General features: G+C 43.2%; 10 protein-coding genes and 1 tRNA gene. 2 read left to right on the top strand and 9 right to left on the bottom strand.

The window, feature by feature from the left end:
* Window positions 1-24: 24 nt before the first annotated feature.
* The 7 genes from secE to GYK50_RS01800 form a co-directional block, all read right to left on the bottom strand.
* A complete protein-coding gene (gene secE, locus GYK50_RS01830; RefSeq protein ID WP_093071056.1) occupies window positions 25-510 on the bottom strand; it encodes a preprotein translocase subunit SecE in 486 nt (161 codons plus the stop codon).
* 51 nt (window positions 511-561) lie between these two features.
* Window positions 562-637 (bottom strand) — tRNA-Trp (locus GYK50_RS01825).
* A 374-nt stretch (window positions 638-1,011) separates the two neighbouring features.
* Window positions 1,012-2,202, bottom strand: coding sequence for an elongation factor Tu (tuf, locus tag GYK50_RS01820; RefSeq protein ID WP_186473561.1), 1,191 nt, complete (start codon window positions 2,200-2,202; stop codon window positions 1,012-1,014).
* A 223-nt stretch (window positions 2,203-2,425) separates the two neighbouring features.
* Entirely contained in the window at window positions 2,426-4,552 is a 2,127-nt protein-coding gene (gene fusA / locus GYK50_RS01815; RefSeq protein ID WP_212564142.1) for an elongation factor G, read from the bottom strand.
* A 351-nt stretch (window positions 4,553-4,903) separates the two neighbouring features.
* Window positions 4,904-5,377, bottom strand: coding sequence for a 30S ribosomal protein S7 (gene rpsG / locus GYK50_RS01810; protein WP_057761735.1), 474 nt, complete (start codon window positions 5,375-5,377; stop codon window positions 4,904-4,906).
* A gap of 208 nt (window positions 5,378-5,585) precedes the next feature.
* A complete protein-coding gene (rpsL, locus tag GYK50_RS01805) occupies window positions 5,586-5,960 on the bottom strand; it encodes a 30S ribosomal protein S12 (RefSeq protein WP_011281154.1) in 375 nt (124 codons plus the stop codon).
* 409 nt (window positions 5,961-6,369) lie between these two features.
* A complete protein-coding gene (locus GYK50_RS01800; RefSeq protein WP_071002916.1) occupies window positions 6,370-7,458 on the bottom strand; it encodes an EcsC family protein in 1,089 nt (362 codons plus the stop codon).
* A 555-nt stretch (window positions 7,459-8,013) separates the two neighbouring features.
* Between GYK50_RS01800 and GYK50_RS01795 the strand changes: the two genes are divergently transcribed.
* A complete protein-coding gene (locus tag GYK50_RS01795) occupies window positions 8,014-9,249 on the top strand; it encodes a beta-ketoacyl-ACP synthase II (RefSeq protein ID WP_212564141.1) in 1,236 nt (411 codons plus the stop codon).
* A 3-nt stretch (window positions 9,250-9,252) separates the two neighbouring features.
* Complete coding sequence (locus GYK50_RS01790; RefSeq protein ID WP_212564140.1) at window positions 9,253-10,956, top strand: anthranilate synthase component I family protein; 1,704 nt, start codon at window positions 9,253-9,255, stop codon at window positions 10,954-10,956.
* Window positions 10,957-11,070: 114 nt separating this feature from the next.
* On the opposite strand, the gene hisC is transcribed toward GYK50_RS01790, so the two are convergent.
* Window positions 11,071-12,204, bottom strand: coding sequence for a histidinol-phosphate transaminase (hisC, locus tag GYK50_RS01785; protein WP_071002914.1), 1,134 nt, complete (start codon window positions 12,202-12,204; stop codon window positions 11,071-11,073).
* 76 nt (window positions 12,205-12,280) lie between these two features.
* Window positions 12,281-13,576 carry a histidinol dehydrogenase gene (gene hisD, locus GYK50_RS01780; RefSeq protein WP_071002913.1) on the bottom strand — a complete coding sequence of 432 codons (1,296 nt, stop codon included), beginning with the start codon at window positions 13,574-13,576 and terminating at the stop codon, window positions 12,281-12,283.
* Window positions 13,577-13,616: the final 40 nt, after the last annotated feature.

Raw genomic sequence — 13,616 nt, 5'->3', positions numbered from 1 at the left:
GTTAATAGTCACTAATACGTGCTATTAACCGATAAAGATACCAACGAACCAATTAAAGAAATTATCTAATAACCAAATAAAAAACCCAACAATTCCGATCACGACAATGACTTGCCATGTGTATTGAAAGGTTTCGTCTTTACCTGGCCATGTCACTCGGCGAAGCTCAACACCTGCGTCTCTTAATAATATTTTAAAAGCACGACCTTGATGCGTCAGCGCCAAGCAAATTAATGCAAATACAACAAGTGCAACAATAATACCAATACGTACCCAGACATCGTTGGCAGGTTGCCAATAGCCTGGTAAATATTGATTAACGAGAGTCGCACCGATCAAAACAATTGCGGCAAGTAGCCACAAAATCAAATCTTTGATTGAGCCAGTCTTAGCAACTTCAACAGCAGAAGTACCGCTCGCTGAGATGTGCTTATTTTTAGACAGCATTCCACCAGCAACCGCCTTGGCATCAGATAACTTAGTCTCGAGGTTATCTTGATTATTGCTCATAAAGAACTCGCTTCGGAGATGATGGGGTACAACAAAGATGAGATAAGAAGATGGCAGGCGATGTAGGACTCGAACCTACAACCCTCGGTTTTGGAGACCGATGCTCTACCAATTGAGCCAATCGCCTATGGATGTAAAGGACAGCATTATACAATATCCAGCATAGAATGCAAGCCTTTGGCGGTAAAATTGTTAATTTTTACCTGATATTACATCTATCAAAAGTCACTATATTAATTATAGGCTTTCTCGTTATGGTTTAGATTAACCATACACGTTAAATGCAGCGCTAATATAGCAAGCTATGCGGCAAATTACAATACAGTGCACTATAAATAAATAGCCAGTATCAAATCAAAAGTCACTCCATCAAAAGAACCATTCTACCAAAGCTTAGATCTAATGCTGCAAATACCCCTATTTATCTCCAAAAAAAAAGCCACCCTAGATAGGATGGCTTTTTTATGACTAATTCATAATCTCATTACTGAGACTTAAGTCTTAGTTCAATACGTTAGCAACAACACCAGCGCCTACAGTACGGCCACCTTCACGAATTGCGAAGCGTAGACCTTTGTCCATAGCGATTGGGTGGATAAGCTCTACGCCCATCTCAACGTTATCACCAGGCATGACCATTTCAGTACCGTCTTGTAATTGGATTGCGCCAGTTACGTCAGTGGTACGGAAGTAGAACTGTGGACGATAGCCGTTTAGGAATGGTGTGTGACGACCACCCTCTTCTTTTGACAGTACGTATACTTCTGCGTCAAATTTGGTGTGAGGCGTGATTGAACCTGGCTTCGCTAGTACTTGGCCACGTTGTACGTCTTCACGCTTAGTACCACGTAGTAGTACGCCACAGTTTTCGCCAGCACGACCTTCGTCAAGCAGTTTACGGAACATCTCTACACCTGTACAGGTGGTTTTTTGAGTGTCACGGATACCAACGATTTCGATTTCGTCACCAACTTTTACGACACCAGATTCAACACGGCCAGTTACTACGGTACCACGACCTGAGATTGAGAATACGTCTTCGATTGGCATTAGGAATGCTTTGTCAACGTCACGCTCTGGCTCTGGGATGTAGGTGTCTAGTACGTTTAGTAGTTCTACAACGGCTGGTTGGCCGTATTTTTCTTGTGAGCCTTTTAGGGCTTCAGTAGCAGAACCGTGGATGATTGGGGTGTCATCACCTGGGAAGTCATAGTCGTTCAATAGTTCACGAACTTCCATTTCTACTAGTTCTAGTAGTTCTTCGTCATCTACCATGTCACATTTGTTCATGAATACGATGATGTATGGTACGCCAACCTGACGTGATAGCAAGATGTGCTCACGAGTCTGTGGCATTGGGCCGTCAGTTGCTGATACAACTAAGATTGCGCCGTCCATCTGAGCGGCACCGGTGATCATGTTTTTAACATAGTCAGCGTGACCTGGGCAGTCTACGTGTGCGTAGTGACGTGTGTCTGTGTCATATTCTACGTGTGAGGTGTTGATGGTGATACCACGTGCTTTTTCTTCTGGTGCTGAGTCAATAGACGCGTAGTCTTTTGCTTCGCCACCAGAGGTGATTGCAGCTACGGTTGCGATTGCAGCGGTAAGGGTGGTTTTACCATGGTCAACGTGTCCGATGGTACCGACGTTGACGTGTGGCTTGCTACGTTCAAACTTGGCCTTTGCCATGGGTATTTCCTCTTTTTTTTGGTTCCAAGGCTTAATTCATATAAATATGACAATTAAGAAAATCTTGGTCACCTTAAGATAATTGTTAAAAGGTTACACATACTAATGTGCAGATATTATAAGAAAATTGCGACCAATAACAAGTCTTTTAACAAGTTATTGGCCGATTCTTTAGTGACAATACACAGAGATACTCTATATTGTCACCTTTAGTAAGTTTTATTTACTCGTCATCATCTTTAGAGTTGTACTTAGAGATGATTTCAGCAGCAACTGATTTTGGAATTTCAACGTACTTTTGGAATTCCATTGAGTAAGTTGCACGGCCTTGTGACATAGAGCGCATTTGAGTGGCATAACCAAACATTTCCGCTAATGGTACTTCAGCACGAATCTGTTTAGTGCCACCAGGTAGGTCTTCCATACCCTGTACCAAACCACGACGACGGTTAAGATCACCCATGATGTCGCCCATGTAGTCTTCAGGTGTTTCAACTTCTACTTTCATCACTGGCTCAAGTAGCGCTGGATCAGCTGCTAAGAAACCTTTTTTGAAGGCCATAGAACCTGCCATCTTAAATGACAATTCATCAGAGTCAACGTCATGATAAGAACCATCATACAAAGTCGCTTTTACGCCAACAACTGGGTAGCCTGCAAGTACGCCGTTTTTCATGCGCTCTTGGATACCTTTATCAACAGCACCGTGGAATTCTTTTGGTACCACACCGCCAACAACTTCTTCAGCGAATTCATATTCAGTGTCGCCAGCTGGATCAAGTGGTTCAAGACGTAACCATACGTGACCAAACTTACCACGACCACCTGTTTGACGTACGAATTTGCCTTCTTGTTCAACAGTGTTACGAATCGTCTCACGATAAGCAACCTGAGGTGCACCGATGTTTGCTTCAACGTTGAATTCACGCTTCATACGGTCAACAAGAATCTCTAGATGCAGCTCACCCATACCACTGATAATCGTCTGACCAGATTCTTCGTCAGTGTGTACACGGAACGATGGATCTTCTTTTGCCAAACGGCCAAGCGCGATTGACATTTTTTCTTGGTCAGCTTTGGTCTTTGGCTCAACCGCTAGAGAGATAACTGGTTCTGGGAATTCCATACGCTCAAGCGTGATCACGTTGTCTTCGTCACATAGCGTATCACCAGTCGTTACATCTTTCATGCCGACTAGGGCTGCGATATCACCTGTACGAATCTCTGCAAGCTCTTCTTGAGAGTTTGCCATCATCTGTACAATACGGCCAACACGCTCACGCTTCATTTTAACTGGGTTATAAACACTGCTACCCTGCTTCATGACACCAGAATAAACACGTACGAAGGTTAAGTTACCAACGAACTTGTCGTTCATGATTTTGAACGCTAGTGCTGAGAAAGGTGCTTCATCTGATGCTTCACGGCTGCCTTCGCTTTCGTCTTTGTCATCAAGAATACCTTTAATAGCAGGTACGTCAATTGGTGCTGGTAGATACTGGATAACCGCATCTAGCATCTTTTGTACGCCTTTGTTTTTAAAGGCAGTACCACAAAGAAGTGGGATGATTTCGTTATCAATAGTCAACTGACGAATAGCACTGTGGATCTGCTCTTCAGTCAATTCACCGTTTTCTAGATATTCGTTCATCAACTCTTCATTGGCTTCAGCAGCACTTTCTACAAGGTACTCGCGATACTCGTCCGCTTTGTCTTGTAGTTCAGTTGGGATATCACGCTCATCATACTGCATACCTTGAGACGCTTCGTCCCAATAGATAGCTTTCATAGTCACTAGATCAACAACGCCTTCGAAGTCATCTTCTTTGCCAATTGGAATAACCAATGGTACTGGCTTACCGCCAAGACGGGTTTTGATCTGTTCGATAACACGATAGAAATCAGCACCAACACGGTCCATTTTGTTTACAAATGCAAGACGTGGTACTTTGTATTTGTTCGCTTGACGCCATACGGTCTCAGACTGTGGCTGAACGCCGCCTACTGCACAGTAAACCATGCAAGCGCCATCAAGTACGCGCATAGAACGTTCAACTTCGATCGTGAAGTCAACGTGACCTGGGGTATCGATGATGTTGATACGGTGTTCGTCAAACTGTTTAGCCATACCTGACCAAAAACAAGTTGTTGCTGCTGAGGTAATAGTAATACCACGCTCTTGTTCTTGCTCCATCCAGTCCATAGTGGCTGCGCCATCATGTACTTCGCCAATTTTGTGGCTAACACCGGTATAGAATAAAACACGCTCAGTAGTGGTCGTTTTACCAGCATCGATGTGCGCTGAAATACCAATATTGCGATAGCGTTTTAGGGGAGTTTTACGAGCCATAGTGTTTTCCTAGGAAAAGTCGTGTATATAATAATGTATTGTGTCTCTACCTCATACTCTATGACAAAGCGTTCAGCTTCGTAATATTACTTACTGATTATTGAGCCTAATACGGACAAAAAAAGAGCAAATACTAAGAATAGTGTGGCATCAAATTTGGGATGTTCTCTAATGAAAGGATGAAAGTCATACTTGTTAAGAGAGACATCTTGATAGATGTCCGCCACCCCAGTCATTAATAAATAACATTTATATATGACCGAATGATGATGGCGGCAATCAATAGAATAAACAACAATGTAAGATTAATGAGTATGAGCTATTAATCTCAAGCTACTGTTAAAAAGTAGCTTAGAAACGGTAATGAGAGAATGCTTTGTTAGCATCTGCCATGCGGTGAACTTCGTCACGCTTTTTCATAGCAGCGCCTTTGCCATCAGCAGCATCATTCAATTCACCAGCTAAACGCAAAGCCATTGATTTTTCAGAACGCTTAGCAGCAGCTTCAGCTAACCAACGCATAGCCAAGGCAGTACGACGGGAGGGGCGTACTTCCATTGGTACTTGATAGGTTGCACCGCCAACGCGGCGAGCTTTTACTTCTACCATCGGGCGTACATTTTCAAGCACTTCTTCGAAGAAAGATACTGGATCTTCAACTTTACGCTTCTCACTTACTGTCTCAAGTGCACCGTAAACGATACGCTCAGCAGTAGATTTTTTACCATCACTCATTACATGGTTGATGAATTTTGCAACAGTTTGGCTACCAAACTTAGGATCCGGTAGGATCTCACGGGCAGCAACGACGCGACGTCTTGGCATAATAAATTTCCTTATCTTCAGGAGTGTCTAACATTCACAACATCGACTACTCATCATTAGGGTATAGCAGCGAGTTATCAGTTAGCCTTACTGCATGGTGGTATGTTTTAAGAGCAAATCACTTATATAAAAGTAATATGACTACTGACACCAAACCCATGCACAGTTATTGGGTAGTACAAAAAGCTTTGTTAATAACGTTTAGTTATTAAACTTTAGGCTTCTTAGCACCGTACTTAGAGCGACCTTGCTTACGGTCTTTAACGCCTGCACAATCTAATGCACCGCGAACAGTGTGATAACGTACACCTGGTAGATCTTTCACACGACCACCACGGATTAGAACAACACTGTGCTCTTGTAGGTTATGACCTTCGCCGCCGATATAGCTTGATACTTCATAGCCTGAAGTCAAACGTACACGACATACTTTACGCATGGCAGAGTTAGGTTTTTTTGGCGTGGTAGTATATACACGAGTACATACACCGCGACGCTGTGGGCACGCTTCCAACGCAGGAACTTTTGACTTTTCCTTGATGGTTTTGCGACCTTTACGAATCAATTGGTTAGTTGTTGCCATAAGGCATCCTTCTCCCGTTTGGTATAAAACAAAAAAATGGGCCAATGCACCATCTATCTGACAATAATTGCAGATTTCTGGGCACCCATTTTTAGGACAGTGTATTATAAAGAGTTGTTGCTGCTATTTCAACCACTTATGAATGGTTTCGCTTTACAACATTTGATAGATATGCATTCATCCTCGCATTATATCACTTTATCGTTTTTTCGCCGAAAAACAGCGTCATAAATAAAGTAAACAAGGCAACCTCAAGCATCATTAAGAAAAAATATTCGAATATAAATGCTACTTGATAGTAACTAAGTGGTGGTATTTATCCTGATTTCAAGTCACCCTACTCAACCGAACCAAAATAAATACCATTTTGCTTATTAATATACAACCTAACTAGCAAATAATATGTCTATTACTTGGCTTTTTTATCAGACGTTTGCTTGTCTGAGTCTTTTTTGCTACTGGTTTCTTCTGTATCGCTATTTTCTTCTGTCTTTTCTGTGTCTTTCTGCGCATCGTTATTACTGGCTTTTTTTACTTCAGCCTCGCTACTACTGTCATCAGTAATGGCACGATTGGCAAGTTTTGCCTCTGGCGCAAAAGTCGCTTTAGCAACGCCAATCACTTCATCAATCAACTGACTGTTATAATGTACGCCGATGGCTACTGCTGTAACGGGAATAAAACGGCGAACCCATAATAGGTTTATTTTGTCCAAATCAATTCCTACTTGTCTAGCAATACTGTCTATTTGCTCAGCATAGTAGTTTACGTTTTGATTTTTTAGACCCAAGTTCTTCAGCTCGCTATGCAACCCGTGGCTCTGAGCATTATCCAGCAAACCTTTACCGATACCCATACCTGCTAGCAATGCTTGTTTTTCTTGCATTTTGCTTAGATCGGCACTTGAGAGCAATTCGTATGCCATTTTCACACCTTGTTTACCTGTGAGCGGCTTATTGTATATAGCTGCAATTTGGTAGACAGTACGTAGAGATACCAATAATAGCCATAAGGTATCAGCAAGTAGACCTGGCAGCCCTGCTAGACCCGTAAGGCCGCCCATTGCTGCAAGTGCACGATTTTGGTTAGCGATGTCAGTTGCAAGTGCATAACGCTCTTCATCATCTAAAGTAGCAATATTGGCAAAGCGATGCTCGTTCGGTAAGTCTAATTGACTCCAGTTTGATGCAAGTTTCGCAACTTGAGCAAACGCGCTATCTACTGTCGATTGAAAAAAGCTGTTTGGTACGACTTTTTTGGCATATTTGCCATAAGTAGCAAAACGTGGACCTAATAATTGCTGCGTAGCCTTTAAGGTTTGCTCACGAAATAAGTCTTGTTGATAATCCTCATCGCCTAAATCTACCGCTTTATATTGGCGCGGTTTGCCTGTTTTGGCATTCATGCTATCAATCATGGAGCCCACGCGCTCTAGGTTGTTGCGTGTGAAAGAGCCAATAGTATTGATACTTTTTGAAAGAGTGCTAGGCTTTGCCATTGTGATGTCCTTAATATGATGAATAATAATGTGATGAATAATTTTTTTAGTAATAGTGATATGAATGTGTTTAATCTTCAAGCTGTCAGTGTAATAAGTCAAGGCCGTTCCTGTCAGTGCGAACAATGTTATCGCAATCACAAATTTTGTATCTAAAAGTACAACTTAATTTTTGTCCGACTTAACCATAGCCTTTAGCTTACCCACATTGTTTTTCATAAACAATAAAGCGATTGCTCAAACAACAAGGTTTCATAGCCACTCAATTTCTCATTACCTTGTAGCGATAGAGGCTATTTCGCCATTATTTTACACTTGTCCAAAGATTTTCACTGCTTGATACGTTATCATGTGCCGTAAGTGAGAGCATAATTGTACACTGAAATGACATTGTCTTTAATAGGCTGTAATTATCTTAATTCATGCTATCGTTATCTACATAGGCTGTTTTTTCATTATAATGCTCAAATTCATTCATCGTTAAACATTACATATAGATTTACAACGATTATTGCAACCAATTGCTAGCAAGTCGTTACTCATAAGGAATAGCATATGCGCCGCGTCGTCATCACTGGAGCAGGGATTGTCTCTTGTATCGGACATGATCTAGACACTGTCACTACCGCTCTTAAAGAAGGGGAATCTGGTATCACATATAATGATTCTTACGCTGAGCACGAGTTTAAATCACACGTGAGCGGTAGTATCAATCAATCAGAACTGGATACTAGTGGTATCGATCGTAAACTCAAACGCTTTTTTAGTGATGCCAGTCTGTACGCTTATGTCAGTGCACTAAACGCCATTGAACATTCAGGACTGTCACTTGACACCATTAATAACAATCCACGTGTGGGTGTGGTCGCAAGCTCAGGCGGTGCGTCAACAGAAAACATCGTGAACGCTGTGGATGCCATGCGTGAAAAAGGTCTACGCGGTGTCGGTGCGATGGCTGTACCTAAAACCATGGGCAGCTCAGTATCAGCAGCCCTAGCCACTGGTCTAAAAATCCAAGGTGTCTCCTACTCGCTTTCCTCTGCTTGCGCGACCTCGACTCATTGTATCGGTCATGCCGCTGAGCTTATCCAACTGGGTAAAGCTGATGTAATATTGGCTGGTGGTAGTGAAGCTGAGCATTGGACACAGTCTTGTATGTTTGATGCGATGGGTGCAGTGAGTACTCAATATAACGACACACCAACACTCGCCTCAAGAGCTTATGATAAAGATCGCGACGGGTTTGTGATTGCTGCTGGTGGCGCGATGGTTGTGGTAGAAAGTTTAGAGCATGCTCAAGCACGTGGCGCCAATATCTTGGCTGAAATCGTGGGTTACGGTGCTACCTCTGATGGTGCCGAGATGGTTGCGCCAAGTGGCGAAGGCGCTGTACGCTGTATGCAACAAGCCTTAGCTGAAGCTGGCTTAAAAAGCGTAGATTATATCAATAGCCACGGCACCAGCACACCGCTGGGCGATATCACAGAACTCAAAGCGATTGCCAAAGTTTTTGATAATGATGTCAGTAAAGTACCTGCTATCAGCTCAACCAAATCGATGACAGGTCATAGCTTAGGCGCTGTTGGTGCGCAAGAGCTGATTTACTGCCTACTTATGCTACAAGACGGCTTTATCGCACCGAGCATCAACGTTGACAACTTAGATCCTGCAGCTGAAGGTTTCGATATTGTTACCCAGATGCGTGAATCAAACCTTGAAACCTTGATGAGCAATAGCTTCGGCTTTGGTGGTACTAACGCCACGCTCATCATCAAAAAATTCGACGCTTAAACCATGCTCGCACCAAATCAAACGATAACTAAGCAGACAGATTCTACGCCATCGCCAGCTAGTAAATCTAGCTGGCGTTTTGGTGATTTGTCAGCGGCTGAATTAATGCCACAGCTAAGACGCCATTTACTTAACCAAGATGATGCAGCAAATTGGCAATTGGCTTGGTTAAATAATGATGGACGACCAGTAATTGGCTTACTGCCTAAAGTCAGCTGGTCGGTTTATCCAACTGATCAAAAACCTGCTAAAGATTCAGTCAATACTTATAGAGTGGTTAAAAACTGCCGTGATAACTGCTCTACTCATAGCGAAAATACCATGACAGCCTATATGAGTTATCTAGAATGGCAAAATGAGCTTATTGCTTATAGCAAAGCTTATGATACCGATAATAATAGCTCAAATAACGTAAACCCGAAAAGCACAAAACCCTGTTATCATCATGGTCTGATTGGTTTTATCGGTTACGATATCGCTGCTTATGAGTTAAGTCCTGCAGACAGAATCGAATTGGCAAATCAGCCTTGTGCCTCATTAGGGCATTACGATATTTATCTAACACCCGCAGCCGATACTGATACTGGTTGGGAGCTAAAAAGTATTCAAACCAATAGTAGCCCTAATGAAGCTGTCGGCAACAAGTCAAAAGATGAGTTCATAGTTGCTCTGACATCCTACCTAGATGAACTGGATAAAAAGCTGTCCGACAAACATCTTAATCAAGCACAATCTAAGCACACATCACATACTATACCTGTCGTCCTAACGGCACGATGGAGTAAGCGTGATTATCAGCAAGCATTTGATCGTACTCAAGACTATCTACAGCAAGGCGATTGCTATCAAATCAACCTGACGCAAAAGTGGTCGGGCTATCTGCCATATAAAAACGATGCGACTCAACCAACTTCAGCGCTTATCGATTATCTGCCTGCGCTACATCATAATACTAAAGCACCTTTTGCAGGCTATTTGAGCGTTGATGGTACGAGCGTTGATGGTACAAGTGTTGAGCACTTTGATATCTTTAACCACAATTTTGAGTTATTAAGCTGCTCGCCTGAGCTGTTCTTTACATTTACCAAAAACAAGGCTACTAATAAACACTATATCCTGACCAAGCCAATCAAAGGCACAATGCCAAGAGGTGCCGATCTTGAGCAAGATACGCGGTATAAGCATCAGCTGACCAATAGCGAAAAAGACCGTGCCGAAAATGTCATGATTGTGGATTTACTACGCAATGATTTGGGTAAATATGCCAAAATCGGTAGCGTAAAAGTGCCGCAACTGTTTGCGATTGAGAGTTTTAGTAACGTGCATCATATGGTCAGCACTATTACTGCTGAGCTAAAAGCGGATACGCATCCATTAGCTGTATTATTTGGCAGTCTGCCTGCTGGCTCTATCACTGGCACGCCCAAAAAACGAGCCGTCGAAATTATCTCTGAGCTAGAGTCTACACCACGCGGTGCTTATTGCGGCACCATGGGTTATATGAATTTTGATGGCAGTGGTCAATGGAATGTGCTTATTCGTACATTGCAAGCTGGTGCTTCATTAACTGATGAATTTAATAAAGAAAAACACATAAATCTGTGGGCGGGTGGCGGTATTACGGTCGCGTCTGATTGTCATGCTGAATATCAAGAGTGCTTAGATAAGGTAGGCAATCTACTGGCGGTGTTGGCGAAAAAAGTATAAACGACTGAAATACTATTTTGCGCTGGCCTCTAAAGAAAAAAGCCTGCTTAACATTGCGCTAGCAGGCTTTTTTGGTACTTATCGATAGCATTTACTACACAAGCAGGTAAACCATTAATCAGCCGTCATGCTAGTCTCTGTATGCAGCTCTTTTAGCGTATCAATCAAGCGCTCATGCTGCTCGGCGGTACCAACAGTAATACGCAAATACTCACTAATGCGCGGCTTATCAAAATGGCGAACGATAATCCCTTGATCACGCAATGCACTCGCCACAGCACTTGCATTACCATCTTTTGGACGGGCAAAGATAAAGTTGGCATGCGAGGGCAATACTTTATAGCCTAGCGCCGTCAACTCTTCGGTCAATGACGTACGCAAATCGATAACCTGTTGGCGCGTTTGATCAAAATAATCCACATCTAGCACACTTGCCGTCGCACCAGCTTGCGCTAGCTTATCCAGTGGATAGCTATTAAAGCTATTTTTCATACGCGTCAATGCTTCAATCAACGAAGCACTACCAAAGGCCATCCCAACACGTAAACCAGCAAGTGACCGTGATTTTGAAAAGGTCTGCGTCACGATAACGTTGTCACACTCATTGATTAAACTGACCGCTGAGACTTGCGAGCCTGTACTGTCTGCATCAGCCTGCGCAAAATCAATGTATGCCTCGTCAATTACAATCACCGCATTGGAATGCTCGCTGGCTAGCTTACGGATATCAGCAAGCGATAGGAGTAAACCAGTCGGCGCATTTGGGTTGGCAATGATGATACCGCTACAAGGCTGGCGATAAGCATCAGGATCAATACTAAAATCGTCTTCTAATGGGATTTTGACAAGATGCACACCAAAAGTCTGTGCATAGACAGGATAAAAGCTGTAGCCAATATCAGGTGATAAAAGCGGACGCTCTTTTAGGAAGAAACTGGCAAATATAAGCGCCAATACTTCATCTGAGCCATTACCGACAAATACCTGATTGACATCAAGGTCATATGCTTGTGCCAATGCAGCACGCAGGTCATTGGACTCAGGTGCCGGATATAAACGCAGCTCTTGCGCTTGCTGGGTGAGTACTTTAGCGATTGCCTCCCCTACTTTTGGTGAGGGCGGAAATGGGTTTTCATTGGTGTTCAGTTTGCATAAATTGTCGTGCTGTGGCTGCTCACCCGGTACATAGGGTGATAAGTTGCGTGCTTTAGACGACCACAGCCTATTATCTATCTTTGACTCACTCATAAATTATCCTACTAATTAGCCATACAGACTATTAAAAATATCTATCAAAAGTAAAAATGAAGACGCTCAAAATATCTTACTGATAACGATAACGGGCTGAGCGCGCATGGGCTTCTAAGTCCTCTCGCTGCGCTAGAATATCAGCCGTCTTGGCCAATGGCTTGCTGCCGGATTCACTGCAATAAATAATTGATGATTTCTTCTGAAAGTCATAGACACCTAAAGGTGAAGAAAAGCGCGCAGTACCAGATGTTGGTAGCACATGGTTCGGTCCTGCACAGTAATCGCCAATCGCTTCAGGCGTGTGACGACCCATAAAGATAGCACCCGCATGACGAATATCATCTAACAATGCATCAGGGTTATCAACGGATAACTCCAAATGCTCAGGAGCAATACGATTAATCAGTGCCATACCCTCGCTACGATCTTTTACCAAAATAAGTGCACCACGATTTTGCAGCGAGTCACGCGCGATATCTGCTTTTGGCAGCTCAGCGAGTGCTCTTTCTATCTCTAACTCGACTTCTTTTAACTGCTCTTCACTGGTCGTCACAAAGATAGCTTGAGCGATACGGTCGTGCTCTGCTTGCGATAACAAATCCATCGCGAGCCAATCAGCTCGATCTTGCGCTTCACCCTCTGCATATACCAACACTTCTGAGGGGCCTGCAATCATATCAATGCCGACTTGTCCAAATACTGCGCGTTTGGCTGCCGCGACATACTTGTTACCCGGCCCTGTGATTTTATCCACCGCTGGAATGGTTTCGGTACCGTAGGCTAAAGCTGCTACCGCCTGTGCGCCGCCAATGGTAAAGACACGATCCACTTTGGCCAAATGAGCGGCTGCTAATACCAATGGATTAAGCATCCCTTTTGGCGCTGGTACGACCATGATGACTTCAGTAACCCCAGCCACTTTGGCAGGGATAGCATTCATCAATACTGATGATGGATAAGATGCCAAGCCACCCGGCACATAAATACCAACGCGATCAAGTGGCGTGACTTTTTGACCTAAGCGATTGCCTAGCTCATCTTCATATTGCCACGTTTCTTGTACTTGACGCTCATGAAAGGTCTGTACCCGAGTAGCTGCTGTGGTCAATGCCGTTTTTACATTCTCATCCAGATTGGCAAATGCATCGGCAAGTGCTTCTTTAGACAGCTCTAATTCTTGCATCGTTGTCGCTGGATGCTGATCGAATTGCTGAGTTAATGCCAATACGACGCTATCTCCATCCGCACGTACTTGTGCGATGATATCGTCAACGGCATGCAATAATTCAGCATCATTGACGGTTTCAAAGGCAAGCAGTTGTGTCAATTGATTGTCAAAATCGGCATCTTGGGTACTTAACTGGCGCATGACCTAATCCTATATCTGAGCATAAAATACTGCTGAAAAT

It is taken from the genome of Psychrobacter pacificensis, from assembly GCF_018336615.1.
In the GTDB taxonomy this organism is placed as follows: Bacteria; Pseudomonadota; Gammaproteobacteria; order Pseudomonadales; family Moraxellaceae; genus Psychrobacter; species Psychrobacter pacificensis.
Note: the sequence above shows the minus strand (reverse complement) of the source record. Positions and strands in the feature narration are given on the sequence as shown.